At 62.0% G+C, this 25608-nt stretch carries 24 protein-coding genes; 10 read left to right on the top strand and 14 right to left on the bottom strand.

The window, feature by feature from the left end; translation table 11 throughout:
* Nucleotides 1-122 precede the first annotated feature (122 nt).
* Nucleotides 123-2183 carry a phenylacetic acid degradation bifunctional protein PaaZ gene (gene paaZ / locus ABWU19_RS04790; protein WP_435900625.1) on the top strand — a complete coding sequence of 687 codons (2061 nt, stop codon included), beginning with the start codon at nucleotides 123-125 and terminating at the stop codon, nucleotides 2181-2183.
* Here paaZ and ABWU19_RS04785 read toward each other — a convergent pair.
* From ABWU19_RS04785 to trpB, 4 genes are read right to left on the bottom strand one after another with little or no spacing between them, the layout of a single operon-like run.
* Complete coding sequence (locus ABWU19_RS04785; protein ID WP_435900624.1) at nucleotides 2159-3007, bottom strand: MBL fold metallo-hydrolase; 849 nt, start codon at nucleotides 3005-3007, stop codon at nucleotides 2159-2161. The genes paaZ and ABWU19_RS04785 overlap by 25 nt on opposite strands.
* Nucleotides 2976-3836 carry a DNA-methyltransferase gene (locus ABWU19_RS04780; protein WP_435900623.1) on the bottom strand — a complete coding sequence of 287 codons (861 nt, stop codon included), beginning with the start codon at nucleotides 3834-3836 and terminating at the stop codon, nucleotides 2976-2978. The genes ABWU19_RS04785 and ABWU19_RS04780 overlap by 32 nt, the downstream gene beginning before the upstream one ends.
* A gap of 10 nt (nucleotides 3837-3846) precedes the next feature.
* The gene (trpA, locus tag ABWU19_RS04775; protein ID WP_435900622.1) at nucleotides 3847-4638 is read right to left on the bottom strand and encodes a tryptophan synthase subunit alpha; all 792 of its coding nucleotides are present in this window, start codon (nucleotides 4636-4638) and stop codon (nucleotides 3847-3849) included.
* Complete coding sequence (gene trpB / locus ABWU19_RS04770; protein WP_435900621.1) at nucleotides 4635-5855, bottom strand: tryptophan synthase subunit beta; 1221 nt, start codon at nucleotides 5853-5855, stop codon at nucleotides 4635-4637. Before trpB ends, trpA begins: the two co-directional genes overlap by 4 nt.
* Before the next feature lie 255 nt (nucleotides 5856-6110).
* Here trpB and ABWU19_RS04765 point away from each other — a divergent pair, with 255 nt between their 5' ends.
* On the top strand, nucleotides 6111-7340 hold the full coding sequence (locus ABWU19_RS04765; protein ID WP_435900620.1) for an aminopeptidase: 1230 nt from the start codon (nucleotides 6111-6113) through the stop codon (nucleotides 7338-7340).
* 129 nt (nucleotides 7341-7469) lie between these two features.
* On the opposite strand, the gene recX is transcribed toward ABWU19_RS04765, so the two are convergent.
* Nucleotides 7470-7922: a recombination regulator RecX gene (gene recX, locus ABWU19_RS04760; RefSeq protein WP_435900619.1), complete on the bottom strand. Its 453-nt coding sequence runs from the start codon at nucleotides 7920-7922 to the stop codon at nucleotides 7470-7472.
* A gap of 135 nt (nucleotides 7923-8057) precedes the next feature.
* Here recX and ABWU19_RS04755 point away from each other — a divergent pair, with 135 nt between their 5' ends.
* The 6 genes from ABWU19_RS04755 to ABWU19_RS04730 all read left to right on the top strand — a co-directional run bounded on the left by ABWU19_RS04755 (nucleotide 8058) and on the right by ABWU19_RS04730 (nucleotide 12007).
* Nucleotides 8058-8795, top strand: coding sequence for a metallophosphoesterase (locus tag ABWU19_RS04755; RefSeq protein ID WP_435900618.1), 738 nt, complete (start codon nucleotides 8058-8060; stop codon nucleotides 8793-8795).
* Nucleotides 8796-8929: 134 nt separating this feature from the next.
* Nucleotides 8930-9214: an Lrp/AsnC ligand binding domain-containing protein gene (locus tag ABWU19_RS04750; protein ID WP_435900617.1), complete on the top strand. Its 285-nt coding sequence runs from the start codon at nucleotides 8930-8932 to the stop codon at nucleotides 9212-9214.
* A 7-nt stretch (nucleotides 9215-9221) separates the two neighbouring features.
* Nucleotides 9222-9782 carry a CPBP family intramembrane glutamic endopeptidase gene (locus ABWU19_RS04745; protein WP_435900616.1) on the top strand — a complete coding sequence of 187 codons (561 nt, stop codon included), beginning with the start codon at nucleotides 9222-9224 and terminating at the stop codon, nucleotides 9780-9782.
* Between the two features lie 62 nt (nucleotides 9783-9844).
* Nucleotides 9845-11119, top strand: coding sequence for an NADP-dependent isocitrate dehydrogenase (gene icd / locus ABWU19_RS04740; RefSeq protein WP_435900615.1), 1275 nt, complete (start codon nucleotides 9845-9847; stop codon nucleotides 11117-11119).
* 139 nt (nucleotides 11120-11258) lie between these two features.
* Nucleotides 11259-11549 carry a hypothetical protein gene (locus ABWU19_RS04735; RefSeq protein ID WP_435900614.1) on the top strand — a complete coding sequence of 97 codons (291 nt, stop codon included), beginning with the start codon at nucleotides 11259-11261 and terminating at the stop codon, nucleotides 11547-11549.
* Complete coding sequence (locus tag ABWU19_RS04730) at nucleotides 11549-12007, top strand: hypothetical protein (RefSeq protein ID WP_435900613.1); 459 nt, start codon at nucleotides 11549-11551, stop codon at nucleotides 12005-12007. Before ABWU19_RS04735 ends, ABWU19_RS04730 begins: the two co-directional genes overlap by 1 nt.
* 59 nt (nucleotides 12008-12066) lie before the next feature.
* Here ABWU19_RS04730 and ABWU19_RS04725 read toward each other — a convergent pair whose 3' ends face one another.
* From ABWU19_RS04725 to ABWU19_RS04685, 9 genes are all read right to left on the bottom strand, one after another.
* Nucleotides 12067-13143, bottom strand: a complete 1077-nt coding sequence (locus tag ABWU19_RS04725; protein WP_435900612.1) for a hypothetical protein — start codon at nucleotides 13141-13143, stop codon at nucleotides 12067-12069.
* A gap of 55 nt (nucleotides 13144-13198) precedes the next feature.
* A complete protein-coding gene (locus tag ABWU19_RS04720) occupies nucleotides 13199-13972 on the bottom strand; it encodes a 3'-5' exonuclease (RefSeq protein WP_435900611.1) in 774 nt (257 codons plus the stop codon).
* Nucleotides 13973-14233: 261 nt separating this feature from the next.
* The gene (gene gatA / locus ABWU19_RS04715) at nucleotides 14234-15667 is read right to left on the bottom strand and encodes an Asp-tRNA(Asn)/Glu-tRNA(Gln) amidotransferase subunit GatA (RefSeq protein ID WP_435900610.1); all 1434 of its coding nucleotides are present in this window, start codon (nucleotides 15665-15667) and stop codon (nucleotides 14234-14236) included.
* Nucleotides 15668-15885: 218 nt separating this feature from the next.
* Complete coding sequence (locus tag ABWU19_RS04710) at nucleotides 15886-16635, bottom strand: alpha/beta hydrolase (RefSeq protein WP_435900609.1); 750 nt, start codon at nucleotides 16633-16635, stop codon at nucleotides 15886-15888.
* A gap of 167 nt (nucleotides 16636-16802) precedes the next feature.
* A complete protein-coding gene (locus ABWU19_RS04705; protein WP_435900608.1) occupies nucleotides 16803-20159 on the bottom strand; it encodes an efflux RND transporter permease subunit in 3357 nt (1118 codons plus the stop codon).
* 37 nt (nucleotides 20160-20196) lie between these two features.
* On the bottom strand, nucleotides 20197-21420 hold the full coding sequence (locus tag ABWU19_RS04700; RefSeq protein ID WP_435900607.1) for an efflux RND transporter periplasmic adaptor subunit: 1224 nt from the start codon (nucleotides 21418-21420) through the stop codon (nucleotides 20197-20199).
* On the bottom strand, nucleotides 21420-22421 hold the full coding sequence (locus ABWU19_RS04695) for a TolC family protein (protein ID WP_435900606.1): 1002 nt from the start codon (nucleotides 22419-22421) through the stop codon (nucleotides 21420-21422). Before ABWU19_RS04695 ends, ABWU19_RS04700 begins: the two co-directional genes overlap by 1 nt.
* The gene (locus ABWU19_RS04690; RefSeq protein ID WP_435900648.1) at nucleotides 22418-23689 is read right to left on the bottom strand and encodes a TolC family protein; all 1272 of its coding nucleotides are present in this window, start codon (nucleotides 23687-23689) and stop codon (nucleotides 22418-22420) included. Before ABWU19_RS04690 ends, ABWU19_RS04695 begins: the two co-directional genes overlap by 4 nt.
* Nucleotides 23690-23748: 59 nt before the next feature.
* Complete coding sequence (locus tag ABWU19_RS04685; RefSeq protein WP_435900605.1) at nucleotides 23749-24219, bottom strand: MarR family winged helix-turn-helix transcriptional regulator; 471 nt, start codon at nucleotides 24217-24219, stop codon at nucleotides 23749-23751.
* Between the two features lie 218 nt (nucleotides 24220-24437).
* On the opposite strand from ABWU19_RS04685, the gene ABWU19_RS04680 reads away from it, so the two are divergent.
* Entirely contained in the window at nucleotides 24438-24803 is a 366-nt protein-coding gene (locus tag ABWU19_RS04680) for a hypothetical protein (RefSeq protein WP_435900604.1), read from the top strand.
* Nucleotides 24804-25030: 227 nt separating this feature from the next.
* Nucleotides 25031-25504 carry a GreA/GreB family elongation factor gene (locus tag ABWU19_RS04675; protein WP_435900603.1) on the top strand — a complete coding sequence of 158 codons (474 nt, stop codon included), beginning with the start codon at nucleotides 25031-25033 and terminating at the stop codon, nucleotides 25502-25504.
* Nucleotides 25505-25608 lie beyond the last annotated feature (104 nt).

Raw genomic sequence — 25608 nt, 5'->3', positions numbered from 1 at the left:
CTGTTCAAGGCTTATGTTTGCTCCTGCTCCCAGCGGCAAAAATAGCGAAGGCCACGATAATGGCACGCCCACCTTACCTTTTAGATCTCCAGACATAACAAACGCTTGTTAGAATAGCTGCTATGAAACTGAGCAGTTACGCGGTGGGTAGCTGGTATCAGGGCTCGGATGACGGCGTCCTGGTAAGCGATGCGGTCTATGGGGAGCCAGTCGCCCTGGTAAGCAGTGCCGGGCTAGATTTTGGCGCTATGGTCGAGTACGCCCGCAGGGTCGGCGGCCCCAACCTGCGGCGCTACACCTTCCACGAGCGGGCGGCCATGTTGCGGGCCCTGGCCCAGTACCTGCAGGCGCGCAAGGAGCAGTTCTACGCGCTATCCTACAAAACCGGGGCCACCCAGTACGATAGCTGGTTCGACATTGATGGGGGCATCGGGACTTTTTTTAGCTACTCGTCGCTGGCGCGGCGCGAACTACCCAACGAGCGCTTTCTGGTAGAAGACGACCCCCTGGTGCTCTCCCGGCAGGGCACCTTCCTGGGGCGGCACATCCTGGTGCCCAAAGAGGGCGTAGCGGTGCACATCAACGCCTTCAATTTCCCGGTCTGGGGCATGCTGGAAAAGCTGGCTCCGGGCCTTATTGCCGGGGTTCCGGCCATCGTCAAGCCCGCCACCCAGACCGCCTACCTGACCGAGGCCGTCTTCCGGGCCATGATTGAGTCGGGCATCCTGCCCGAAGGGGCCATTCAGCTCGTCTGCGGCGGCATCGGCAACCTGTTTGAGTACCTGAGCGAGCAGGACAGCGTCACCTTCACCGGTTCCGCCAGTACCGGGCGCAAACTAAAGACACACCCCAGCCTGATTGCCCACGCGGTGCCGTTCAATATGGAGGCCGACAGCCTGAATTGCGCCATTCTGGGCCAGACCGTGGAGCCCGGCGACCTCGAGTTCGAGCTTTTTGTGAAGGAGGTAGCACGGGAGATGACCGTTAAGGCCGGGCAGAAGTGCACCGCCATCCGCCGGATAATAATCCCAAAAAGCAAAGCCGAGGCGGTGCTGGAAGCCCTCAAGCAGGAACTGGCGCAGGTCTCGCTGGGAGACCCCAGCCGCCCGGAGGTGCGGATGGGGCCGCTGGTGGGAGCGGCGCAGCGCCAGGACGTGCAGGCTGTGCTCGAGCAGCTCAAAGCCCAGGGCTGTGCGGTGGCCTTCGAGGGTTCGCGCAGGCTGTTGGGGGGCGACTGGGAAAAGGGCGGCTTTATGGCCCCTACCCTGCTCTATAGCCCCCAGCCCTGGGAAAGCGCAGCCCACGACCTCGAGCCCTTCGGGCCCGTAGCCACCCTGATGCCCTACGAAAGCCTGGACGAAGCCATCGCCCTGGCCCGGCGGGGCAAGGGCAGCCTGGTGGGCAGCATTGTGAGCTACGACCGGCAGGAGGCCCGCACCCTGTTCTTTGGCTGCGCCACCCACCACGGGCGGATGCTCATCCTCAACCGCGAAAATGCCCAGGAGTCCACCGGCCACGGCTCTCCCCTGCCGCTGCTGCTGCATGGGGGGCCGGGCCGGGCCGGCGCGGGCGAGGAGCTGGGCGGGGTGCGCGGCATCAAGCATTACATGCAGCGCTGCGCGGTGCAGGCCGACCCCACCACCCTGATGGTCTTGAGCAACGAGTACGTGCGCGGGGCCCAGGTCAAAGAAGACCTGGTGCACCCCTTCCGCAAGTATTTCGAAGAACTGGAGATTGGCGAGAGCCTGCTGACCCACCGCCGCACCGTCACCGAGGCCGATATTGTGAATTTCGCCAACCTCACCGGCGACTACTTCTACGCCCACGTGGACGAGATTGGGGCCAAAGATTCGATCTTTGGCAAGCGGGTGGCCCACGGCTACTTCCTGATTTCGGCAGCGGCGGGGCTGTTTGTAAGCCCAGCACCGGGGCCAGTGCTGGCCAACTACGGGCTGGAAAACCTGCGCTTTATTGAGCCGGTGGGCATTGGCGATACCATCCAGGCCCGCCTCACAGTCAAGTCGAAAACAGCCAAAGACCCCAAGCCCGGCGAGCGGCCCACCGGGGTGGTGACCTGGGCGGTGGAGATTACCAACCAGGAAGGCAAAACTGTCGCCCTCTACGACATCCTAACCCTGGTGGAGCGCAAACCTCAGCCTCAAGGCCAGACAGCCTCGGCTTGATAGCCTTTTTCACCATGAACCAGCCGGCCCAGGGGGTGCCCGGACTCATGGGTAAAGCACAGCAAGTAATTGCCCTCTGTCCAGCGCTGGTACATCTTCTTGCGGGTCTCGAGGGTGGTCATGGGGTAAAGGTCGAAGGCCATGATGTAGGGCAGGGGGGTGTGGGCCATGGTGGGAATGAGGTCGGCGGTGTAGGCAAAGCGCTGGCCCTGCGAGCGAAGCTCTACCGCCTGCATCCCCAGGGTGTGACCGGGAACCGGCACCACAAACAGGCCCGGCAAAATTTCCTGCTCCCCCTCTACGGTTTCAAACTGCTCGAGGATGGGTTCGATGTTTTCCCGCAGGTAGCTGGCCCGGCTGCGCTCGTGGGGGTGCAGGGCCTCCTCGAGCTCCTGTTTTTGCACGATGTGGCGAGCCTTGGGAAAGGTCGGCTGAAGCCGCCCCTCGGCCAGGCTGGTGTTAAGTCCAGCATGGTCAAAGTGCAGGTGGGTATGAACCACCAGTGAAATATCCTGGGGCCGCACCCCCAGCAGCGCCAGCTGGTCCAGCAGGGGGCTGGTCTGGCTCAGACCGTAAATCCGGCGGAATTTTTCACCCGGTTTTCGGTCAATGCCGGTCTCGACCAGCACCAGCCGGTCTTGGGTGCGGATCAGCAAGGGATTGAGCCCCAGTCGTACACGGTTTTGTTCATCGGGTGCAGCCAGCTTCGACCAGAGGTTCTTGGGCACCACGCCAAACATCGAGCCGCCGTCCAGCCATATTTCGCCATCGCTCAAAATCCAGAGGTCGAAGTTACCGAGCTTGTGGTACAGGATGGGACGCATCGGGGATGATTATCTCAGGTTTGAAGGGCGCCAGTCTATGCTGCATCACGGCCATGGCCTCCGGGCTCTGGTCCACCAACACAAAGCCCCGCCCGTTTCGCGCAGCCGCTTCGCCCGTGGTGCCGGAGCCGGCGAAAAAGTCCAGCACCACCTCACCCGGATTGGAGTGCACCCGCACGATGCGCTCCAGGAGCCGCAGGGGTTTTTGCGTGGGGTAGCCGGTTTTTTCCTTGGAGGAGGTCGGCACGATGGTCATCCACCAGACATCGGTGGGGGTCTTGCCCCTGGCGGCCTTTTCTGGCCCGGCCATCCTGGGAGCCATATAGGGAATGCGGTCGATGGCCTCGTAGTTGAAGGTGTACTTTTTGGGGTGCCTGGCGTACCACAGGATGGTATCGTGCTTGGCAGGCCAGCGGTTTTTGGAGCGCCCCCCGTAGTCGTAGGCCCAGATAATCTCGTTGATGAAGCTTCTGCGGCCAAATATTTGATCTAAAAGCACCTTCACGTAGTGCACCTCGCGGTAGTCCAGGTGCACAAAGAGCGAGCCCTCCGGGGTAAGCAGGCGGTGGGCTTGTATTAGCCGGGGCGCCAGGAATGTTACAAAGTCGTGGTAGCGATCGGGGTAGACCGGGGCCTTTAGCGCCTCCGTGCGGTAGCGTTTACCGCCAAACCCCCGGTGTTGTCCCTGTTCGTCGGCCACAGCACGTATACGGCGCCGCTGCTGGGTTTTGCCGGTATTGAAGGGGGGGTCGAGGTAAATGAGGGGAAAAGAAGCATCGGGCAAGGTGGTGATGTAGTCGAGGCACTCTGCTTGCACAATGCGCTTCATCGGCCTGATTCTAGCCGATGAAAGGGCCTGCGACACCCTGCAAGCCTTGGCGCACCTCCTCCAGTACCTCCCCCAGCCTCCTTCCATCTTCGTGTGCTCGAATCAGGGCGCTGGCAATCACCGCACCATCGGCAGCCTGGGCGGCCTGCTGGGCGGTGGCCCGGTTGGAGATGCCAAAACCGATGGCTACCGGTGTATCGGCAACGCTTTTGATGCGCTGCACCAGTTCCTTTAGGCCCTCGGGGAGCCGGTCGCGCGCCCCGGTCACCCCAGCCACCGAAACGGTGTACACAAAGCCGGTGCAGTAGGGCGCAACGGTCTGGATGCGGGCCTCGGTGGAGGTGGGGGCCAGCAGGAAGGTGGTCTCGAGGCCCGCTTCCTGGGCCAGAGCAACCAACTGGGGGTCCTCGTCGGGGGGCAGGTCGGGCAGAATCAGCCCGTTGACCCCGGCTTCTTTGAACATGCGAAAAAACGCCGCAGGGCCTACCGCCAGCACCGGGTTGATGTAGGTCATCAGGAAAAGGGGCTTCTCGGTCAGGGCCCGGATCTCCCGCACGAAATCGGCCACCTCGGCCACCCGCAGACCCTGCCGCAGGGCCTGCTCGGAGGCCCGCTGAATCACCGGCCCGTCGCCTAAGGGATCGGAGTACGGCAGCCCGACCTCGAGCAAGTCGGCATAGGGCAGCACCTGCCGGACCAGCTCCAGGTCGTGCCCCCGGCTGGGATAACCGGCCATCACGTAGGGGATGAGTGCGGCCCGCCCTTCGGCCCTTGCTCTGGAAAAAGCTTCACGGGTGGTCATGCCGCCCCTCCCTGGGCTTCCAGGAGCCGCATCACCTCCACCACGTCCTTGTCGCCCCGGCCCGAGAGGTTGATGACCATCACCTGGTCAGGCTCCATCTCCGGGGCCAGCTTGGCTGCGTAGGCGATGGCGTGGGCCGATTCTAGGGCCGGGATAATCCCCTCCAGGCGGCACAGCAGCCGAAAGCCCTCGAGGGCCTCCTCGTCGTTGATGCCCACATACTCGGCCAGGCCCTGCTCGGCATAGTAGCTGTGTTCGGGGCCCACACCCGGATAATCCAGGCCCGCCGAGACCGAGTGGGCCGGCAAAATCTGGCCGTCGTCGTCGTAGAGCAGGTACATCTTAGAGCCATGCAGCACCCCTTTGCGGCCCGCACCAATCGACAGTGAGTGCATGCCCGAAGCTTGCCCGTGTCCGGCGGCCTCAACCCCAATCAGGCGAGGGCGATTTTCCTGGTAGGCAAACGGCGCAAAGACCCCAATGGCATTAGAGCCCCCACCCACGCAGGCCAGCACCACGTCAGGGTTCTCACGCCCTTCCTTTTCCCGTAGCTGGGCCTTGATTTCTTGGCCCACAATGCTCTGGAAGTCGCGGGCCATCATAGGGTAAGGGTGGGGCCCCACCACCGAGCCGATGATATAGAAGCTATCGCGCACGTTGGTCACCCAGTCGCGGATGGCCTCGTTGGTGGCGTCCTTGAGGGTGCGCGTACCACTCTCTACAGGCCGCACCTCGGCCCCCAGCAACTTCATACGAAAGACGTTGAGGGCCTGCCGGCGCACATCCTCGGCCCCCTGGTAGACCACGCACTGCAGGCCCATCAAAGCCGCTACCGTAGCGACAGAAACCCCGTGCTGGCCCGCGCCGGTCTCGGCAATCACCCGCTTCTTGCCCATGCGCTTGCACAACAGGGCCTGGCCCAGGGTGTTGTTGATCTTGTGAGCCCCGGTGTGGTTCAGGTCTTCGCGCTTGAGGTAGATTTTGGCCCCGCCCAGGTGCCGGGTCAGGTTTTCGGCAAAGTAGAGGGGGCTGGGTCGGCCCACATACTCGCGCAGGTAGTAGGCGTACTCGTCCAGAAAGGTGGGGTCTTGCTTGTAGTGCAGATAGGCCTCGGTGAGTTCTTCCAGGGCGGGGATCAGGGTCTCGGGCACATAACGCCCACCAAACTCGCCGTAGCGGCCGCGGGGGTCGGGTAGGGGGTAACTGGGCAGGTGCATGGGTTCCTCTCAAGTATTGAGCTAGGTCTTGGGGTCATAAAAAACGAAACCTCGAGGTCGTCGCCTCGAGAAAAGCTCAAGCGCCAATAAGAACGCGCTCGAGCCTAGCTACGCCACCAGCGCTGGTGGTGCCACTTGTAGCTGCGGGGGGTACGGGGCCGCATGTTGTCCAAAGGGTAGCAAGCCCCAGGGCTTCCGTCAAGGATATGTAGCAGTGAGGTACTTGCAGGACAGTTCGGTTAGAGTATGGGCGGTATGGAACCATTCGAACACTACCTCGATCAGATGGCAAAAGTGGCTGTGCAGGTGGGGCTAGGGCTCCAGGAAGGCCAGGAGCTGGTCATCACTGCTCCGATAGAGGCCGTGCCGCTGGTGCGGAAAATCACCGAATACGCCTACCGAGCGGGCAGCCCGCTGGTTAGTGTGCTCTACGACGACGACGCAGCCCACCTGTTGCGTTTTCAGCACGCCCCCGCGACCTCCTTCGACAAAGCGCCCAAATGGCTCTACGACGGCATGGCCGAGGCTTTCCAGACTGGGGCGGCCCGCCTGCACATCGCCGGCAACGACCCTAGCCTGCTTAAGGGTCAGAACCCGGAGTGGGTGGCCCGGGCCAACCACGCCCGCTCGCTGGCCTACCGGCGGGTATTGGAGCTCATCGCCAGCCACCACATCAACTGGAGCATTGTGGCCTACCCCCATCCGGCCTGGGCCAGGGCGGTTTTTCCAGATAGCGACGAGCAGGAAGCGGTAAAAAAGCTGTGGGAGGCCATTATCAAGGCCTCGAGGCTCGATTCACCCGACCCCGTAGCCACCTGGAAAGCCCACAACCAGCACCTCGCCGAGCGCGTGGCCTACCTGAACCACAAGCGCTACAGCGCCCTGCACTTCAAAGGCCCTGGCACCGATCTGCTGGTTGGCTTGGCCGATGACCACCTCTGGGCTGGCGGTGCGACCCGGGCCAAGAATGGCGTGGTCTGCAACCCCAACATCCCCACCGAGGAGGTCTTCACCACGCCCCACAAAAACCGCATTGAGGGCTATGTGCAGAGCACCAAGCCCCTCTCCTATTTGGGCAGCCTCCTGGAGGGGATCGAGATGCGCTTCGAAAAAGGCCGTGTGGTCGAGGCCAGGGCCAAAAGCGGGGCCGATGTGCTGAACCGGGTACTGCAAACCGACGAGGGCGCGCGTAGCCTGGGTGAGGTGGCCCTGGTGCCGCACTCCTCCCCCATCGCGCAAAGCGGCCTTCTGTTTTACAACACCCTCTTCGACGAGAACGCCGCCAGCCACATCGCACTGGGGCAGGCCTACAGCGAGTGCATTCGGGGTGGGAGCCAGCTAAGCCCCGAAGAACTCGCGGCCAAAGGCGCCAATGGCAGCCTCATTCACATCGACTGGATGATTGGTTCTGGGGAAATGGACGTGGACGGCATTACCGCCTCCGGGCAGGCCGAGCCGCTGATGCGCAGGGGCGAATGGGTTTGATATTAACCCCGCCTGAAGCACTCCGTTTATCGCACTCTTCACAGACGTGGCCTCCCATCCGGGAGGCCACTGTCCTGTGCAGGGCAAGGCAATCAAGTTGTGAGCAGCTCAATATCTGTGAGGAGCGCTCTATTGAGGCTGCTCGAGGTAGCGCTCCCAGGCCGCCAATGCCTGCGAAAAGGTATAACCACGGTTGGTTAGAAAACGTATGGCCCTGGGCTTTTCACCACGGTGCCGGCTGGGGTATCGCATCAACAGGGCCACGGCTTCTTCTACCGGGTTCTGCTCAGCAGCCTGTTGCGCCAGCACCTCGTCGACAATCTCTCGCGAAACGCCCTTTTCCAAGAGGGCCCGGCGTAGCTTGGCTGCACCCCATTTCCCCGCATAGAGCCTGGCGTAACCTTCAGCGTACTGCTGGTCATCGAGATAGCCCAGATGCTTGACCCGCTGCAACACTGCCGCCACCACGTCCGGTTGCGCCCTGCGGGCCAGTTTTTGGCGTAAGGCCGCTTCTGGGTAAGCCCTCGCACCCAGCAAGCGCACCGCATACAAAAATAGCTGGTCAGGGGTCTCGTTCTTCATTCACCCCATTATGCTTTATGCGTAATGAGAAAGTTTGATTGGGCTTCCCTCCCCAAACCGCACTTGACGCTGGGGCATGAACCCTAGACACTAGACTGAGCCATCTGAGGTGGCTGCCGAGGCCCCCTGTACCCTATGCGCGTCTTTGCCATTGCCGACATCCATCTGTCTAAAGCCTTCCCCAAGCCCATGAACATCTTCGGGCCGGAATGGGACGGGCATCCCGAGGCTGTTTTTGAAGAGTGGCGCAAGGTTGTAACCGAGGATGACCTGGTTATTGTAGCTGGAGACATCTCCTGGGCCATGAAGCTACCCGAAGCCCTGCTCGACCTGGCCGACCTGGCCCAGCTTCCCGGCACCAAGGTACTGTTGCGTGGCAATCACGACTACTGGTGGCCCTCCATCAGCCGCTTGCGCCAAGTACTGCCGCCCCGAATGCACGCCTTACAACACGACTCGCTGATTATCGGAAACCTGGCCATTGCCGGTAGCCGCGGCTGGGATACCCCTGGTAGCTACAACTTCACACCAGAGGACGAAAAAATCTACAAGCGCGAAGTGGAACGACTGGCACTCTCACTCAAAACCCTCCAGGGCCACGACTACGAACATCTGGTGCTGGCCATGCACTATCCGCCCTATGGCCCCACCGGCGGCCCCACCGGTTTCACCGAGCTAATCGAGCGGCACCGTCCCACCTGTGTGGTCTACGGGCACCTGCACGGCGCCGACCCAGACAGGCTACCCAAAGACTGGAAAGGCATACCCCTACATTTTGTTTCTGCCGATGTGGTGCATTTCAGGCCCCAGCTTATCCTCGAGACCCCCCACCAAATCCACACCTACCAGCCCTCACAGCAGACCCACATCTAAAAGCCGTAGTTCATAGCGGCTTCAGAGATACAGCAATCGCTTCAATGAGGTACGTCCCTGTAAAGCCCGGTACACACCCCTCACGCCGTTCGGCGACTTGCTGAACCTCCTTTCATCTGGGGTATCATCCAGGCATGATTACTGCGTTTGTCCTGATCCAGACCAGCCGCGAGTCCACCGCCGAAACCGCCGAGGCCGTAGCCGAAATTCCTGGTGTGGCCGAGGTGTACTCGGTTACTGGCGAGTGGGATCTGGTGGCCATTTTGCGTTTCAAGGATTTTGAGCAGCTCGACGACATCGTAACCCTTGGGCTGCGCAAGCTAAAGGGCATCGAGCGCACCCAAACCCTGCTGGCCTTCAGGGCCTATTCGCGCAGGCTGCTCGAGCAAGGCTTTAACATCGGCGGCGAAGGTCTGTAGCCTCCCCATGTTTCGCTTTTTCATGCTAATCCAGCTTGGCCTCATGCTGCTCGGCCTGGTCTGGATGGAGCTGGCAGGCTACGCGGCCATAAAAAACCCCGATCCCCTGCGCGATAGCCTGTTCTTCTTGTTGTTGTTTTTTGGGCTGGTGGGGCTCGAGCGCCTGTTCTCCCTGCTATTCCCACAAAGCTTTCAGGCCGCCGAGGCCCTGCACGGCCAGCTCGGGGCGGTCATGCGCGCCCAGGGCATCACCCACCATCAGGCACTGCTGCTGGCCCTGGCCTCCGGGGTAGGCGAAGAGGTGTTTTTCCGTGGGGCTTTACAAAATGCCCTGTTTGGCGGCTGGCTGGGGGTGCTGCTTCAGGCCCTGGTGTTTACCTTGCTCCACCCCGTACCCGACCGCCGGGCCTGGAGCTATCCGCTGTTCATCTTTTTGGGCGGGATAATGTTTGGGGCTGCCTATTTGCTTACTGGAAGCCTGGTTCCAGGCATTCTGGCGCATTACCTCCACAACGCCAGGGGCTTTTATCAGCTGCTGGACCAGGGCGAAACAGGAAAAGGAATTTAGCCAGGTTAGGGCCAGACCTACGAAGCACGCCAGAGCCCCCATTCTGATATGCTTTTAGAGCTATGGCTTACAAGAAAATCACGGTTCCGGCTGGCGAGAAGATTTCCATTCAAGATGGCAAGCTGCAAGTTCCCGACCACCCTATTGTGGGCTTTATCGAGGGCGACGGCACCGGCCCCGACATCTGGAGAGCCGCCCAGCCCGTCCTGGATGCGGCAGTAGCCAGGGCCTACGGCGGCAGACGCAAGATTGCCTGGGCGGAAATTTACGCCGGCGAAAAAGCCAACCAGGTCTATGGCGAGGCCATCTGGCTGCCCGACGAAACCCTCGAGTTCATCCGTGAGTACCTGGTAGCCATCAAAGGGCCGCTCACCACTCCGGTGGGGGGCGGGATCCGCTCGATTAACGTGGCCCTACGTCAGGAGCTCGACCTTTACGCCTGCGTGCGCCCGGTGCAGTGGTTCGAGGGGGTGCCCAGCCCAGTGCGCCACCCCGAGCTGGTCAACATGGTCATTTTCCGCGAGAACACCGAAGACATCTATGCTGGCATCGAGTTTCCCAAGGACAGCCCAGAGGTCAAGAAGTTCCTCGAGTGGTTCAAGACCGAATTCCCCAAGCCCTACAGCAAAATTCGTTTCCCCGAGACATCCGGCATCGGCATTAAGCCGGTCTCGGAAGAGGGTACCCACCGCCTGGTAGAGGCCGCACTCAACTACGCCATCGACAACGACCTGCCTTCGGTCACGCTGGTGCACAAGGGCAACATTATGAAGTTCACCGAGGGGGCCTTCCGCGACTGGGGGTATGCCCTGGCCAAGAGCAAGTACGGTGCTGTAGACCTGGACGGCGGCCCCTGGCAGACCTTCACCAACCCCAAAACCGGCAAGCAGATCGTGGTGAAGGACATGATCGCCGACAACTTCCTGCAGCAGATCCTGCTGCGCCCTTCCGAGTACAGCGTAATAGCCACCCTGAACCTGAACGGCGACTACATCTCCGACGCCCTGGCTGCCCAGGTTGGGGGTATCGGGATTGCCCCTGGTTCCAACGTCAATTACTACACTGGGCACGCTGTTTTCGAGGCCACCCACGGCACCGCGCCCAAATACGCAGGCAAGGACCAGGTCAACCCCAGCTCGGTAATTCTCTCGGGCGAGATGATGCTGCGCTATATGGGCTGGACAGAGGCCGCCGATTTGATTATCCATGCCATGACCAAAACCATCGCCCAGGGGCGGGTAACCTACGACTTCCATCGCCTGATGGTAGCCGAAGGCCGCAGCGCAACCCTGCTCAAGTGCAGCGAGTTTGGCCAGGCGCTTATCGAGAACATGTAGGCCTGCGTCAAAAGGTTACCGCTGCAGCGAAGGGCCGCCCGTTCCGAAGGGGAACGGCCCTTCGCTCGGGGTGAGCAGTCACCCAAACTCGGTATAATGGACATCGCCAGGAGCGGTACTTTTCAAAAAGGAGGGCTTCATGGTACAGGTTCTTTTGGTGCTGGGTTTTCTTCTGATGCTCTACAACACCTACACCGGCTTTCAGATGAAGGGCAAAGCGCCCGGTGGGGTGATTGGAGAACGGCTCACCCAGCTCAATCTGTTTATTTTGCTTTTCGCGCTGGGGTATCTGGCTGTGGGGGTTCTTACCTGGAGTCGCCCAGTTGACACCCTTCTGCTGATTGTGGGTCTGATTTTATTGTTTGGAGCAATATTTGTATTGCTGGTTCTACGGCTAGTACAGGCCGTATTGGCAGCACTCGAGGGTTGATGCAAATCTACCGCCAAACCTCTAAAGCGCTGGATATTTTCCTCAACCGGGATGAGCGCCTGGTGTATGCCCTTTGTCGTGAGGAGATAAGCGACATCGTGCTGGCCCAACGTACCCAGCTTCCGCTGGACGTTTTGAACAACACGTTATCTGGGCTGCTCGAGCATGGCCTGATCGAAATAGTGGCGTCATCTCAAAGTGCACCAAGCCAGCCAGCAGATCCACAGCCTGCCACGCCCACGCCGGATAAGCTGGTTGCTATAAAAGCCCAGCTGGCCGCCATTCTCAAAGCCGAACTGGGAGAGCGCGCAGCAAATTTTCTACCAGAAATTGAGCGCAAACAAAGCCTGGGCGAACTCGAGGAGTGGAGCCGCAAGCTGGTAATAAAGCTCAGGCTAACCCTGAGCCAAAAAGCTGCGAATGCCCTCGAGGCCCGCCTGCAATCTCTTTTTGCCTAGAGAACAGTTCCCCCCAAAACCACCGGCAAAGCGCGCCTGCAGTGGGTAAAGTGCCCGGTTTATCCCTCCAGCTCCTGCAGTACCCCATGCAGGCGACGGGTCATGACCTGGGCGTACTCCACCCATTCGGCCAGAGCCTGCTCTACCGACTGGCGCATCAAAAACTCGCCTGGCGAAAGGCGTTTCAAAAGCAGGAATGGAGGGCTGCTGAGGCTCTCGAGCACCTTTTGTAAGCGGTCGGCCTCGAGGTCCATCTCCCGCGCCATTGGCATCAGGTCGGCCAGCAAAAAGACCTGTTGGGGCGGCTGGTCGGCCAGCAGGGTCAGCACCGCCGAGAAGTGGCTGCGCTCACGCAGAACACCCGAAATTTCGTTCTCGAGGGCCTGAATGGACTCGAGGTCTATGCGACCCTCCCGCAGCAGGCGCTCGATATCGAGCGGCCCCACCGGAAAAACCCCACGCAGTTTGACCAGCCGCTGCAAGGCTTCAGGAGAGACATAACCCAGACCCATCTGGGCCAGACCTGAGGGCCGCACAGCAGCAATCTCAGCCAGGGCTTCGGATCTGGAGGACTCCCCGGCCACAATTGCGGCGTACTGCACACGGCCTTGCTGACGATATGCCAGCAACTCCTTGGCTTCCATCTCGCCAAATTTAGACAGGGCCAGGTGAAAGGTTCGCCGCCCCAAAGCAGCCCTGAAGACCCAGGGCGCACTCCCCGACTCCCGGGAAAACCCCAGGGCCTCGAGCTCAGCCGAGAAAGCCGGTACCTCGCTCGAAACCGGCTTGTGCGGAAAAATCACTTCTTTCGGGTACGGTGTTACCTTGACCCGCTTCTCAGGCTTCTCTGGCAAAGGTTCGCTGGGCTTTTGCTTGGGGCGCTCCGGCTCAAATTGACGCGGCCGGGCTGGCCTGGCTACGGGCGTTAGGGCTTCCAGAGCAATCTCGCTGCCCTCGAGGTGCAGCACAATTTTGTCGTTGACGCCCAGTCGCCGCTTGGCATAGTAAGGGGCCAGGCCCTCGAGGCGATTTTGCGCCCAGTTGATGCTGACGTCGTAGGTCTCGCCCTCTTCATCCCGTAGGGCGATATGGTCTTTGCCCTGCAAAAAAACCCGCAGCGGCTGGGTTAAGCTCATGGTTCCTGTGTTGAGGCAAATGCTGGTGAGGACGTAGCGCGCAATCATAGGTTTCCTAACGGGCCTTGGCGGCCAACTGGCTGGTTGGGGTAGGCTTACCTGCGGTCAGCATGTAGTACATTTCGCGTGCAACCTGCAAGGTGGTTTCCACATCTCCTAGGGCACGGTGGCGACCAGCAACAGGCCCCAGGTCGAAGGCCCAGGCCAGGGCATCCAGCCCGCGTTTGGTCAGTCCGGGCAGGGCCTTGCGGGCCCAGTCTATCGTGTCTACCACAGGGTTATCCAGTCGGTAACCCAGGCGCTGCAAGCGAGGCTGCAAAAAGCCCAGGTCAAAGCCAGCGTTCTGGATAATCAGCGTGGCGCTGTCCAGCAGTGGCAGGGCTTCACCCAGTACCGTGTAAATATCGGCAGCATCGCGCACATCCTGGTTTCGGATTCCAGTCAGTCGGCTGATGAAAGGCGGAATCGGCATGCCCGGATTGACCAGCCGCTCAAACACCGTGAGCTGGCCATTTTCCAGGCGAATCAGGGCCAGCTCGATAATTTCGTTGTTTTCTGGGGAAAGCCCAGTGGTTTCTACATCGAGCACCACAACTGCTTCGCCCGGTGCTGGAAAACTATATTTCCATTCCCACAAACCCACCTCGGCTGCGACGCGCTCAAAACGCCCATCCAACAGGCTTTTTAGCAAGTCGCTGGCCCAGGAACCTTTGGGCAAGCCCTGTGCGGCCAAGACCTGCTCGGCCAGGGAGCGCTCGGGAAGGTGGCGGCCAACGCTGCGTAGATGGCGGGCGAGTCGGGTAGATAGTCGGTAGTGGGTAGGACTCATGGATTGGGGTTTGGGTATCGGCGATGCGTGCGGCATAAGCACGAAACCTCGAGGTAAGACTTGAGACCCGATAAAAAGCCAAAAAATACCTGCGAGTTCACAGATGAATTCGAGGTCTCGCAGGGAGTATACCGCAGCTTACACAGATATGACAGGGCTTGATAACCGTTAACGGAGCAGCGTTAAGTTGGCGTTTCTTTCTGGGTTTGCCTGCCGGAACCTGAAGCCGGGCCCAGGTCTTCCACCCAGACCACCCCCGACCTACAAGCTAGCCACTCGAGCAAAGGCCCGTTCGGTAGCCTGCTCAAAAGCGTAGGCCGCAACAAATATCTGCTCGTCGTGCAGTGGTTTGCCTATAAGCTGAACCCCCACCGGCAGGTGCCCCTCAAACCCCGCCGGAATGCTCATGGCAGGCACACCAGCCAGGTTAACGGCTACGGTGTCGATATCGGCCAGGTACATCGAAAGGGGATCGGCGGTTTTCTCGCCAAAACGGAAGGCCGGGGAAGGGCTGGTTGGGGTAAGCAGCAGGTCGGCCCTGGCAAACGCCGCGTCCAGGTCGGCTTTAATTTTGGCTCGAGCCCGTAAGGCTTTGCCGTAATAGGCCTGGTAGTAGCCGGAGGAGAGCACAAAAGTGCCCATCAGTATGCGCCGCTGCACCTCGGGGCCAAACCCCTGCTCGCGGCTTTGCCTCATGGTAGCGATGCTATCTTCGGCAGGCACCCGCAGGCCATACAGGGTTCCGTCATAACGGGCCAGGTTGGAGCTGATTTCGGCGGTATTAACAATGTAATAAGCGGCCAGGGCGTAGTCGAGGGTGGGAAGGCTGACCTCCACAAAGCGCACCCCCTGGGCTTCCATCACGGTTCGGAAGCGCTCGAGGGCCTCCAGCACCCCCGGCGAATTGCCCATAGCCAGGGCTTCCTTGACAATGCCGATGGTGAGGCCTTTGGCCGAGGCCTGCAAGGCCGCCACAAACCGAGGCTCGGCTTCCAGGCTGGTGCTGTCCCGGGGGTCGTAGCCGCTCACCACGTCGCTCAGCAGGGCCAGATCCTCAAGCGAACGGGCCATAGTACCCACCTGATCTAAGCTGCTGGCCGTAGCCACCACCCCATAGCGTGAGATGCGGCCATAGGTAGGCTTGAAGCCGTAAATCCCACATAGCGCAGCGGGCTGGCGCACGCTCCCACCGGTGTCGGTACCGAGCGCCAGCGGCACCATGCCGGCCGCGACCGCCGCCGCCGAGCCCCCTGAGGTGCCACCCGGCACCCGCTCGAGGTCCCAGGGGTTACGGGTAGGGCCAAAAGCTGAGTACTCGGTGGAAGAGCCCATGGCGAACTCATCCATGTTGGCCTTGGCCACCAGCACAGCTCCGGCCTGGCGCAGCTTTTCCACCACAGTCGCGTTGTATGGCGGCACAAAGGAGGCCAGCATTTTAGAACCACAGGTGGTCTGTAGACCCTGGGTGCAAATATTATCCTTGATCACAATAGGAACACCGGCCAACGGAAGGTTCTCGCCCTTGGCGAGCCGCTGTTCAACTGCTTTAGCCTCGTGCAGGGCCTGGGGGTTCAGGCGAATCAGGGCATGGATCTGGGACTCGAGCTGCTCGATTCGCTTTAGAGAAGCCTCCACCACCTCGCGCGGCGAGCCCTGACCCGACTGGATGCTCTTCACAATTTCTTGCGCCAACATACCGCCCCATGATAAGGCGCATCAGCTCGAAGTGGCATACTCAGGTCAGGGGTCATGCGTAATAAAACAGGCTCACTTTAGGCTCCCTACATCATGGAATCAATCCAGCGAGATTCCCTATTGAGGGTGTTTTGAGCCGACCAACTGGACAAAGTCGCTGCTTGCGGAGGTGGTCAGGGCGCGTAGCCCAGAACCTCGAGAACTGGCAAGGTGTGCGGCTACCGCGGTGCACTACCCAGGTGCTGGTCGAGAAATGCAGTGGTTAGTTGTGCAATCTGGCTCCAGCCCTCTTCGGCGCTTATGGTGGCTGGGTTGTCGCCCCGCTGGGGGCCGTAGGCGCCAAAGCCGGCATGGTTCAGGCCAGGGATAACCTGTTTGAGCGTATTTTGGGGAAACTTGGACTGGCTGGCCTCGAGCTGCTCCTGGCGAATAACCCCGTCGCGCTCACCAAACAGGGCCAGGGTTGGGAGGTTTTTTCCAGACAGGTCGTTTTGCGGGTAAGCGGCCCACATCACCAGCGCCCTGGCATCGGGGTTGCTCTGGGCAAAGTTGGAGGCCACCACCCCTCCCAGGCTGTGTCCACCCACCGCCCAGGACAATTGGGGTGCTTCGGCAATGGCTGTTCTAGCCTTGCCCTGCTCGGTAACGGCCAGATTAAAGCGCACCCGCAGCAGGGCCACCCGGTAGCCGCGAGCAGCGATTTGCCGCAATACCGGCGCGTAGGCTTGGGGTTCAACCAACCCACCGGGATAAAACGCCAATCCCCCTTTGACTGCTTCTTTGGGGACAAAAACCCAGCCATATGCGGTAGCCCGAACCTCGAGGTCGGCGCTTGATTCCAACGCCCGAAGCGCTGCTTCGCCGGGTGGGTAGGGGGTGAGTGCTCGCTGGGTATACCAGACCATCGCCCCGGCAAAAAGCAGCAAGCCACCGAAGAAAACCAGCCAGAAGACTTTGTACTTATTCATAGGTTCATAGGAGCGTCTAAGCAGCTAGAACTGCGCCAGAAAAGCTTGCCAAACCCACCCTCCCCTTGCATCCTACAAGGCGCAGTCCCAGGTGTGTGCCCGGTGGGTTACAGAAGGGAACACACAGCGGAGCCTGACGGGGTCTTCTCTCGGCCTGGCAAACAGCTTCAATCGCCGACCGCCGGGGCTGCGCTTAGCTGACCTGTTCGCTGCTGGCGCATTTTCTCATAGCGCCGGCGTTCAAACAGATAGAAGGCTGCGGGCACCACGAACAAGGTCAGCAGCATCGAGACCGAGACCCCACCCAGGATGATGATACCTAGCGGACGGCGAAACTCCGAGCCCTCACCGCTGGCGGCAATGAGGGGAATGGAGATCATCAGCACCGTGAGGGTGGTCATCAGGATGGGGCGTAAGCGCAGGCGTCCGGCCTCGACCAGGGCCTCATACAAAGGCTTTTCGCGGGCCTGGCGCACGGCAAAGTCCAGCAGCAGGATGGCGTTTTTGGTCACCAACCCGATAAGGATGACCACCCCCAGCACCGAAATTACGTCCAGGCCACTGCGGAAGAAAAAGAGGAACCAGAACGCCCCCACCAGCGCCAAAGGTACCGGAAGCAGCAAGTAGAGGGGGTAGCGGAAGGTGTTGAACTGGCTCGAGATCACCAGGAAGTTCAAGAGCAAAGCCAGCCCAAAAGCAATCGGGGCACTGCGGGCCAGGTCGCCCACAAAAGCGGTGGAGCCCTGGGTTTCCAGCTGCACCCCATCGGCAAAGACCCCCGCTTTTTCCAGTTCTTCACGCACCAGGTTTGAAAGCTGGAAGGTTCCAATCTCGGAGTTGGGGGCCCGGTTGGCGGTTATGCCGGTAGAGAAGGCCTGGTTGGTGCGCGAGAGCTGGGCCGGGGTCTGGCGGCTTTCAAACTGCCCCAGGTTGCCAATCGGTAGGGTGCTCCGCAGCGCAGGGGCAGCAACCGGAAGCGAAAGCAGGCTGGGCTGATCGGGCACCAAGCGCGGGTCGGCCCGAACCACGATGGGGATATCGTCGCCACCCGAGCGGAGGTTGCCGGCCTCGGTGCCGGCATTGTAGATGCGCAGGGTCTGGGCCAGGTCGTTTGGGGTCAGGCCCGTGCCAATGAGCCTGCTGGGGTTGGGCACCAGCACCCGCTCGGTGGCAGTTTCCTCGAGGCTGCTGCGAACGTCAATTAGGTAGGGCAGGCTTCGCATGACCTCGAGGGCCTGCCGGTTTTTCTCGGCCAGCAGGGCGGGGCTGGGGGCGGTCAGGGTGAATTGCAGGTCGGCGGCCCCACCCGGCCCCCCTTCCGGAACCGTTACCCGCAGGTCGGCCTCGGGTCGGTCTTTTATCAGGTTCTGCAGGGCCTCGCGGTAGGTAGGCAGCAGGTCGTAGACATTTTCCCGCTCATCCTTGCGCACCAGCTCGACCACAATGCGGGCCCGCTCGGGGTTGCCCGCACCCAGGACGTTTTGCGAGCTACCCACGGTGCCCAGCACCGAGCGCACCTCGGGGCGGGCTGCTAGCCAGGCCTCCAGGCGGCGCGAGAGGGCATCGGTCTCGGATAAGGCGGTGCCCTTGGGCAGCACCAGATCCACGTTCATCTGCCCGTTGTCGTTTTTGGCGGTGAAGTTGAAGGGGATCTTCGGAGCCACGTAACCGATGCTCAGGAAAAAGGCCAGGCCCAAAAGCAGCACCCAGGGGCTTTGCTTCAAAGCCGCGGCCAGACTGCGGGCGTAGAATTCCCGCAAGGCCAGGAACACCCTTTCGGACATCCCGTGCAGGCTTCCGGTGATGGCTCCAGCCAGGCCAAACACCAGCGAGAACAGCCAGCGCAGGGGGGCCAGCAGCAGGGTGAGGGGGGTAATCAGAAGGTTGAGCAAGCGGCGCGAGGGGCTCAGGCCCGGCTGCTGGTAGACGTGCAGGCGCAGTCCCCAGCGCAGGTCCTGGCCCAGGCCCAGCACCCGCTGGCCCAGCTGGCGCCAGGTGGGGGGTTCGGGGTCGGGGAAGTAGGCCAGGCGCACGGTGAGGAAAAACAGGGCCTCGAGCCAGCTCACCGCAATGGCCGCGGCCAGCACGATGCCAAACTGGCGGAAGAACTCCCCGATAATGCCTGGCAGAAAGCTGATGGGCAGGAAGACCGCCAGCAGCGAAAGGGTGGCCGCCGAGACCGCCGAGAGCACCTCGGTGGAGCCCTTGAGCACCGCCTGCAGGTTGTCGTAGCCCATCTGGCGGTAGCGCTCGATGTTCTCCGAGATCACGATGGAGTCGTCGACCACAATACCCACTGCCACAATGATGGCCAGCAGGCTAATCACGTTGAAGGTAAAGCCCAGCAGGCCAAACACAATCAAGGCCCCCGACATGGTGATGGGAATCGCCACCACCACGCTCAAGACCGAGTTGAGCTTGCCCAAAAAGATCAGGGTGATAAACGAGACAATAGCGGCAACCAGCAGCACCTCGCGGAAGGTGTCGTTGACGGTGTTTTCGATGAAGGTGGTGCTATCGCCCACGATGCGGGCCTGGTAGCCCTGTGGCAGCCGGGCTTCCTGCAGAACCCGCTTGATGCCCTGGGCCACCGCCACCGCGTTGGAGTCGGGGGTTTTGCGCACCGCCAGCGGTATCACCGGCTGGCCGTTGAGCCGGGTCAGGCGGGTGGGGTCGGCCTGGGCGTCGCGCACCACGCCCAGATCCCGCACCCGCAGGCCGCGGGCCGGGTCCACCAGAATGTTCCCGACCTCCTCGGGGGTGGTGGGGGTGTTGCGTAAGGTAAAAAGCAAGCGCTGCCCCTGGTCGCTCTGGGTTCCGGCAGGCACGGCCAGCGCCGAAGCCTGGATGGCGCCCACCACCTGGCTTGGGGACAGGTTATAGGCGCCCACCTTGTAGGGGTCGAGCAGGACCTGCACCTGCCGCTCGGGCGCCCCCTGTACCTGCACATCGGCCACCCCCGAGATGAGCTGCAGGCGCGGCTTGAGCGCATCGTTGGCGTACTTGGCCACCTCGCGCAGGTCGCGGCCATCGGCGGAGAGGGCAATAAAGAGAATCGGTGAGGCCGCAGGATCGAAGCGCTGCACCACCGGGGCCTGGGCCTCACGGGGGAGCTGCCCCCGTACTGCCGCCACCCGCTGGGAAACGTCGGTAGCGACCCGGTTGATGTCCTGACCAAACTCGAAGGAAACGATCACCTGGGAGAAGCCCTCGCCCGAGAGCGAGGCGATCTGGTCGAGGCCCGACAGGGTAGAGACCGCATCCTCGATGGGGCGGCTCACCTGCTGCTCGACTTCTTCCGGCCCGGCCCCCGGGTAGGCCGTGGTCACGGCCACCACCGGAATCTCGAAGCGGGGCAGCAGGTCTACCCCCACCCGGCTGCCGGTGATAAGGCCGAACAGCACCATGGCCAGGAAGACTGCCGTAGAAAACACCGAGCGCTTTACGAAAAAGGCAATGACCGGATTGACCGGCTTGCCGTCTGAGGATTCGGGCGCCACAACAGGGCGCTCTAGCTGGCTCATGCCCACCTCTGGTTCATGCAGACGCTAAACAAGGCGCTCACTGCACCACCTCCACCGCGTCCCCATTGCTGAGGCTCGAGGGCACCGGAAAGACCACCGGCCCGCTGCCCACACCCTCCACGGCCACCCGCGCACCCGTGTCGCCCAGCACCTGCACCGGGGTGCGTACCGCCCTGCCCTCCTGCACCACAAACACGTAGGTGCTGCGGCCCTCGGTGCGTAAAGCGCCAGCGGGAAGCAGGCTGCCCTGGGCCAGGGTGAGGGTGTAGCGCACCTGACCGCTGGCACCGGGCGGCAGGTCGCCTTCGACTTGAGCGGTCAGCTCGACCAGGCGGTCGGTGCCGGGAACTTGGTTGCTCTTGCGCAGGATGGCGGGGTAACTCTTGCCCCCGTAGAGCACCTCGACCTTGCTGCCCAGGGGCAACGCGGCGGCTTCTTCGGGGGGCAGGCGGAAGATGGCCTCGAGCCTCGAGGTATCGGCCAGCCGGAAAGCCCGCTGCCCCGCGCTCACAAACTCGCCGGGGTTGGCGAAAATCTCCGCCACCACGCCCGCAAAAGGGGCCCGCACCTGGGTATCGGCCACCGCCCGCCGGGCCTGGGCCAGCTGGTTCTGGGCCTGCTGCACCTGCAGGCGCAAAAGGGCCAGGTCTTCGCTGGAAGCCCGCTGGGCCCGGGCCAGGTTTTCACGGGCGTTGTCGAAAGCGGCTTTGGCCTGGTTGTAGGCGGCCTCAAGGCCGGTCAGCTCAACCTGCGAAATGGCCCCCGCCTTGAAAAGCTGCTGCCCTTCCGCGTAGCGCCGCTCGGCCACCTGAAGGTTGGCCTGGGCCGATTCCAGGCTGGACTGCAGGGGGGCCAGGGAACCCGAGGTAGAGCGCTGGGCCCGCTCGAGGTTCACCCGGGCCTGCTCTAAGGCCAGCTCGGCGTTGCGAAGGGCGGTTTGGGCGTTGGCGGGGTCGAGCCGCAAGACCACCTGGCCCTGGACGACCCGGCTGCCCTCGGCCACCCGCACCTCCAGCACCTTGCCCGAGGCCGTGGCCCCCACCTGGCTTTCCCGCACCGGCAACAAGGTGGCCCCAGCGCTACGCACGGTGGTCAAAGCACCGCGCTCGGGCTGCACCACCCGCACCTTGATGCTGCGGGAGATAACGGTCTCTGCCGGAACAGGGCCTTCGCTGGGGGCCGTGCGGCGCGGCCCACACCCGGCCAGCAACAGCGCCGCCAGCCCCAGCCAAAGCCAGGTTCCGTATGCGGCCTGGTTCATCAGCGACCCCCCGCCAGCAGGCTGTAGTAAGCCCGGAAGTAGTTCCCCAGGGCTTGCTGGGCGGCCAGCTCGGCCTGGATATAGGAGAGCTCGGTCTGGAGGTAGGCCACCTGGCTAATCAGACCCGCCTCCAGGCGCTTTTTATCGTTGGCGAGGGTTTCGCGGGCGTTGGCCAGGGCGGCCTGCTGTACAGCCAAAGACTTGGCAGCAGCCTGGAGGTTCTGGTACAGGGAGTCGTACTGCAGGGTCAGGCCACGCTCAATTTCCTTGGCACCCGCAACGGCCTGTTCGGCCCTCGATCTGGCCGCGTCGATATCAACCCTGGCCGCGTAGCTAGGGTCTAGCAGCTCGACCTGTAGCTGGGCCAGCTCGGCCCGCTGGCGGGCCTGCAAAACGTCGGGGTTCTTGGCCAGCAATCCTTGCAAAACACTGGCCTCCGGCAAGGCTGGTGGGGTGGGTAGGGGGGTTATGGCATTGAATGTGCCCACCAGGCTGCGCAGTGAGCTGTGGGCCAGGGCCAGCCCATTTTCGGCCCGGCTGGCGTTGTTGCGGGCCTCGTCCAGGCGGTTCTGGGCGTTGCGGACGTCCAGGGCCGTGCCGGAGCCGTTGCGCTGGCGAATCTGGGCAATTTCCAGCCCACGGGCGGCAACCTCGAGGGCCTTCTGGGCCAAGCGCACCTGAACCTGGGCCTCGAGCACCTGGGCATAGGCCGCCACAATGCTGCTCTGGGCCTGGGCCAGGGAGCGCTCATAGCTGGCCTGGGCCAGCGCCGCGCGCTGCTCGGCCTGCACCTGGGTGGGGCGGGTTAGCAGGGGGTCGGACAAAACCCGCCCCAGGTTGGCTTTTGCGTCGTCCAGTTCGGCTTTAGCCGCCACCACCGGGGCCTGTTCTACCGCTTTGGCTAAAGCGGACTCGAGGGTCAGGCCTGGGCCTTGGGCCAGGGTAAAGGAGGTCAGGAGCAGGGCCAGTGGTGCAAGAAGGGTGGCAACAGCCATTTTCATCGGTTCACCTCGCTGAGGGGTAGGGCAAAGTAACGGTACAGATCCAAAATTCGCTGGGTGCGGTTGAGTTCAGCCTGTTCAAGGCTGAGCCGGGCCTGGGCCAGGGCCAGTTCCGCCTGGAGGGAAGACAGCGGGCTCACCAGACCCAGCCGCTCGCGCTCGCGGGCTTCAGTCAGGCTGCGTTCGGCGTCGGCACGGGCCTGAAGGGCGTTGGCCAGGCTCTGCTCGGCAGTTTGCAATGAGGAGCGCAGCAAATCCTCCTGGAGCTTGCTGTTGCGGCGGGCAGCCTCGAGGGCCTGTCGGGCGGCGTCTACCTGCTTCTGGGCCGCCTCGATGGCATCGGCCACACCAAGTGTGATGTTGGCCGAGAGCCCAATTTGCAGGGTGCCCACAATGCGATTCTGCGGTGCAGTGCGGCCCTGCGACTGGTTGGTGTAGCTGAGGCTGGGCTGCAGGGTGCGGGAGTTTATCGAAAAGGTCAGCGAATCGTGGTCGGAGGTGTTGCGGGTGTAGCTGCCCTGCACCACCGGCAAGATGCCCCGCAGCGCCCGCCCGAAGGCAATCTGGGCGTTGGCAAGCTGTAGCTCGGCCTGTCGAACCAAGGGCGGAACGCCTTCGGTGGGCACGGCCAGGCGGGGCGGGGTGGCACTGCCCTGACCAATCAGGTCGGCGAGGCTTTGCCGGGCCAGGGCCAGGTTGCGCTCGGCATCGGCTAGCTGGAGGGCCGCTTGCCGCAGGCTGGCCTCGGCCTGGCGCACCTCGCTGGGGCTGGCGGCCCCGCGGCTTTCGCGCAGTTTGCTGGCCTCGAGGTTGGCCTGGGCCAGCCGCTGTCCCAGACGGGCGACTTCCAAACCGGTCTCGGCCAGTCGCACCCGCAACGCCGCCTCTACCGCCTGAGCCTCGAGCTGGGTACGGGCCTGCCGCAAGCTCAGGGCCGCCTGCTCGACCCCCAAAGCGGCCTGGTTGGCTGCGTCCGACACATCGCCAAAAGGAAAGGGGGTAAAGGTCAGGCCCAGGGTTATCTGCCGCCCGTCGGTGGGCAGGGTGGCGCATTGCGGGTTGAGCGGGTTGGGGCAGGTGGGCGCGCCGGGAGGCGGCGAAACCTCGAAAAACGAGAACCCCCCCTGGGCCTGAAAGCTCAGCGGGCTCAAGGTGGCGCGCAGCTGGGCCTGGGCCGCCTCGAGCCCCAGGCGGGCCTGTAACAGCGAGGGGTGGCCTTCCAGCGGGGCAAAGAACCCCTGGGCCAGCCCGTTCACAGCCAACACCATCCAGATGAGGGCTGCCGACCTGGCTGTCGCTTTGCCGAATTGGGTGCTGTGGGCTGTGCTCATGGCTCCACCACCTGTTCGTAGGAAGTCATGCCCTTGCCGGGGCTGGCGTCTATGAGTTTGCGGTAGCTTCCGATCAACATGCTGAGCTCCTCCTGGCTCAGGCGCGCAAAGCGCTCGCGCGAAACCGCCCGCCAGTGCTCACGCATCTGCCCCAAAAAATCTTTCCCGGGCTCGGTTAGCAAAATGCGCACCTTACGTTTGTCGCTGGCGTCCAGTTCCCGCCGCACCAGGCCGCGCTCCTCAAGACCGGTTAGAAGCTGCGATACCCCGGGCGGCGAGGCATCCATCACAAAGGCCAGGCTCGAGGGCTGGTCGATTCCCTCCGAGATGCACATCAGCGCAAAGGCCTGCATCGGCGAGATTCCGAGTCCCGCAAAGGCTTTTTGCTGATCGAGCCGCATCTGCCACACCAGGTGGGTAGACAACCGCCACAGCTCGTCCAGCGTTTCATCCAGGGTAAAGTTCATACGCATGAAATATTAGGCTTACTAATGGGTAAGGAAAGCAGGCTTCGCTACAGTTTTCACAAAAGGTGCGGAGGCCAACACCGCCCAGACCCGCAAAAGCGCCGTAGGTTGGGCTATACCAGCCCCCGTTTTGGTCGGGCCTCTCCCCTACCCGGTTGGCCTGGCGGGGGTTAGGCAGGCTCAAATTATGTGTCAGCGCATGGTAAGCTACTAGCAACATGGGGGAAAAGATCTTTGAGGAGCGGGAGCTAATTTTAGAGCTGTTCCCTGGAACTTCCCCGGAGCTGTTGCCTCCGGGGGAGGTGCTTTATTACCGCGATAAAGATGGGCAGGTGCACATCGAGGAAAGCCCGCTTCATCTGCTGCTGGAGCCCCTCGAGTCCGCCAGCAGCACCACACCCATCATCTGTGAGGCCTGCCAGCGGCACGTTTCCCGCACAGCCGCTCAGTTTTTTCGCTTTGGGGTGGGGCAGGATGGCCGCCGCTTTCGCTATGTGGCCCTGTGCCGCGACACCGAAAGCTGCTCGGGGGCGGCCCCGCCTGGGCGTTTGAGAGAAATCCTGTTGCGGGGTATACTACCCTGAGCAGGTGGACGATCCCCTTTGGGACAGACCGCTGGCGCGGCTGTTCACCGGTGGATGGCCTTCTTTGGAACAAACCGCTAAAGCGGCTATTCTCCAGAGGACGGCAGACAGTTGGGCTCGGCTTCGGTTACGCCGGGCCTCTTCCATGACCAAAGCAGGCAATCTCGTTTAAACGCATCGGGAGCAAAGCATACGCACAGCGCCACAACATCACCTCAGGAGGCTGGATGGCACGCGAAGTCAAGTTAACAAAATCGGGATACGAACGACTGGTGGCCGAACTCGAGCAAGAACGGGCCCGGCTCCAGGATGCCACGCGCATTTTGCAAGAACTCATGGAATCTTCCGACGACTACGACGACTCGGGCCTGGAAGATGCCAAACGCGAGAAAGCCCGCATCGAAGCCCGCATCGACTCGCTAACCGACACCCTCTCGCGCGCGCAAATCATGGAGGAAGAGGGCACCAAAGTTAGCGTGGTAACGCTGGGGGCCGTTGTCAACCTGAAGTCGAAGCAGGGCGACCACATGGAGGTACAGGTCGTAGCCCCCGCCGAAGCCAGTGTGCTCGAGCGCCCCATGAAAATCTCTGACGAAAGCCCCCTAGGTAAAGCCCTGCTGGGCCAGAAGGTGGGGGCCAGGGTAATGCTCGAGACCCCCAAAGGCAAAAAAGAGTTCAAGATAGAATCCATTCGGCACTAGTTGCCCTACAGGCCAAACGCCAGCAGTGCAGGCTGGTGGCGTTTTTTTGCTATACAGGCTCTTATCATATACAGCATGAACCCGAACAAACCCATACCCAGCCC

Origin of the sequence: Meiothermus cerbereus, assembly GCF_051297115.1 — a bacterium.
Taxonomy (GTDB): domain Bacteria; phylum Deinococcota; class Deinococci; order Deinococcales; family Thermaceae; genus Meiothermus; species Meiothermus cerbereus_A.
This window is presented reverse-complemented; position numbering and strand designations above follow the sequence as displayed.

What these genes read in the sequence shown, in the direction of transcription:
- ABWU19_RS04695 (WP_435900606.1), bottom strand. Translation starts at nt 22,421, where the DNA reads ATGAAAATGGCTGTTGCCACCCTTCTTGCACCACTGGCCCTGCTCCTG.
- ABWU19_RS04730 (WP_435900613.1), top strand. Translation starts at nt 11,549, where the DNA reads ATGCAAATCTACCGCCAAACCTCTAAAGCGCTGGATATTTTCCTCAAC.
- ABWU19_RS04680 (WP_435900604.1), top strand. Translation starts at nt 24,438, where the DNA reads ATGGGGGAAAAGATCTTTGAGGAGCGGGAGCTAATTTTAGAGCTGTTC.
- recX (WP_435900619.1), bottom strand. Translation starts at nt 7,922, where the DNA reads ATGAAGAACGAGACCCCTGACCAGCTATTTTTGTATGCGGTGCGCTTG.
- ABWU19_RS04755 (WP_435900618.1), top strand. Translation starts at nt 8,058, where the DNA reads ATGCGCGTCTTTGCCATTGCCGACATCCATCTGTCTAAAGCCTTCCCC.
- ABWU19_RS04720 (WP_435900611.1), bottom strand. Translation starts at nt 13,972, where the DNA reads ATGAGTCCTACCCACTACCGACTATCTACCCGACTCGCCCGCCATCTA.
- icd (WP_435900615.1), top strand. Translation starts at nt 9,845, where the DNA reads ATGGCTTACAAGAAAATCACGGTTCCGGCTGGCGAGAAGATTTCCATT.
- ABWU19_RS04785 (WP_435900624.1), bottom strand. Translation starts at nt 3,007, where the DNA reads ATGCGTCCCATCCTGTACCACAAGCTCGGTAACTTCGACCTCTGGATT.
- ABWU19_RS04725 (WP_435900612.1), bottom strand. Translation starts at nt 13,143, where the DNA reads ATGAGCTTAACCCAGCCGCTGCGGGTTTTTTTGCAGGGCAAAGACCAT.
- paaZ (WP_435900625.1), top strand. Translation starts at nt 123, where the DNA reads ATGAAACTGAGCAGTTACGCGGTGGGTAGCTGGTATCAGGGCTCGGAT.
- ABWU19_RS04700 (WP_435900607.1), bottom strand. Translation starts at nt 21,420, where the DNA reads ATGAACCAGGCCGCATACGGAACCTGGCTTTGGCTGGGGCTGGCGGCG.
- ABWU19_RS04780 (WP_435900623.1), bottom strand. Translation starts at nt 3,836, where the DNA reads ATGAAGCGCATTGTGCAAGCAGAGTGCCTCGACTACATCACCACCTTG.
- ABWU19_RS04675 (WP_435900603.1), top strand. Translation starts at nt 25,031, where the DNA reads ATGGCACGCGAAGTCAAGTTAACAAAATCGGGATACGAACGACTGGTG.
- trpB (WP_435900621.1), bottom strand. Translation starts at nt 5,855, where the DNA reads ATGCACCTGCCCAGTTACCCCCTACCCGACCCCCGCGGCCGCTACGGC.
- ABWU19_RS04750 (WP_435900617.1), top strand. Translation starts at nt 8,930, where the DNA reads ATGATTACTGCGTTTGTCCTGATCCAGACCAGCCGCGAGTCCACCGCC.
- ABWU19_RS04690 (WP_435900648.1), bottom strand. Translation starts at nt 23,689, where the DNA reads ATGGTGTTGGCTGTGAACGGGCTGGCCCAGGGGTTCTTTGCCCCGCTG.
- ABWU19_RS04735 (WP_435900614.1), top strand. Translation starts at nt 11,259, where the DNA reads ATGGTACAGGTTCTTTTGGTGCTGGGTTTTCTTCTGATGCTCTACAAC.
- ABWU19_RS04705 (WP_435900608.1), bottom strand. Translation starts at nt 20,159, where the DNA reads ATGAGCCAGCTAGAGCGCCCTGTTGTGGCGCCCGAATCCTCAGACGGC.
- trpA (WP_435900622.1), bottom strand. Translation starts at nt 4,638, where the DNA reads ATGACCACCCGTGAAGCTTTTTCCAGAGCAAGGGCCGAAGGGCGGGCC.
- gatA (WP_435900610.1), bottom strand. Translation starts at nt 15,667, where the DNA reads ATGTTGGCGCAAGAAATTGTGAAGAGCATCCAGTCGGGTCAGGGCTCG.
- ABWU19_RS04765 (WP_435900620.1), top strand. Translation starts at nt 6,111, where the DNA reads ATGGAACCATTCGAACACTACCTCGATCAGATGGCAAAAGTGGCTGTG.
- ABWU19_RS04710 (WP_435900609.1), bottom strand. Translation starts at nt 16,635, where the DNA reads ATGAATAAGTACAAAGTCTTCTGGCTGGTTTTCTTCGGTGGCTTGCTG.
- ABWU19_RS04685 (WP_435900605.1), bottom strand. Translation starts at nt 24,219, where the DNA reads ATGAACTTTACCCTGGATGAAACGCTGGACGAGCTGTGGCGGTTGTCT.
- ABWU19_RS04745 (WP_435900616.1), top strand. Translation starts at nt 9,222, where the DNA reads ATGTTTCGCTTTTTCATGCTAATCCAGCTTGGCCTCATGCTGCTCGGC.